The 1,001-nt window shown below is 72.8% G+C and carries 1 pseudogene; it reads left to right on the top strand.

The annotated features are described in order from the left end of the window. A pseudogene (locus ABD308_RS32375) lies at positions 1-1,001 on the top strand (hypothetical protein); the annotation flags it as partial.

Raw genomic sequence — 1,001 nt, 5'->3', positions numbered from 1 at the left:
GGTCGAGGCTGAGCCGGTCGCCGAGGCCGGTGGCGTTGAGGTCGTTGCGGAGCCCGTGGCGGAGGCTTCCGCCGAGGCTGAGCCGGTTGTCGAGGCTTCGGCTGGGACGGCGGATGTCGTGGCTGATACGGAGCTCGTGGCGGAGTCGGTGGCGGATCGGGTTGAGCCGATCGCCGAGGCCGGCGGCATCGAGGTCGTGGCGGAGGCTTCCGCCGAGGCTGAGCCGGTCTCTGAGGCAGGCATCGAGGTCGAGGCTTCGGCTGGGGCGGCGGATGTCGCGGCCGACGCGGCCGACGCGGAACTCGTGGCTGAGGTTGAGACGACGGTTGAGGCCGAGTCGGAGGCTCCGGTCGGGACGGCGGATGTCGTGGCCGATGGGGAGTCGGTTGAGGTTGAGCCGGTCGCCGAGGCCGGTGGCGTTGAGGTCGTTGCGGAGCCCGTGGCGGAGGCTTCCGCCGAGGCTGAGCCGGTTGTCGAGGCCCAGGCTGAGCTGGTTGTCGAGGTTGAGGCCGTCGTCGAGGCTGAGCAGGCTGTTGAGGCCCAGGCTGGGGCGGTGGACGCGCTGGCCGATGGGGAGTCGGTGGCGGCTGAGGTTGAGGCCGTCGTCGAGGCCCCGGCTGGGGCGGTGGACGTCGTGGCCGGTACGGAGCTCGTGGCTGAGGTTGAGACGACGGTTGAGACCGAGCCGGAGACTCTGGCGGAGGCGGCGGACGTCGCGGCCGACGCGGAGCCCGTGGCGGTTGAGGTTGAGCCGGTCGCCGAGGCCGGCGGCGTTGAGGTCGTTGCGGAACCCGTCGTTGAGGCGGCGGTCGAGCTGACGGACGTCCCGGCCGATCAGGAGCCGGCGTCGGTTGAGGTCGAGCCGGTCGCGGAGGCCAAGGCCGAGGAGACGCCCGGGCCGGCTGCGGAGCCGGTGGCGGAAGCCGTGGTTGAGGCTGAAGCCGCTGAGGAGCCGGTCGCCGTCGAGCCCGCACCCGCCGTCGAGCCGGCGCCCGAACCCG

This window comes from Kitasatospora putterlickiae, assembly GCF_039527695.1.
Taxonomy (GTDB): Bacteria; Actinomycetota; Actinomycetes; order Streptomycetales; family Streptomycetaceae; genus Kitasatospora; species Kitasatospora putterlickiae.
The sequence above is the reverse complement of the archived record's forward strand: the minus strand, read 5'-3'. Positions and strand labels throughout refer to the sequence as shown.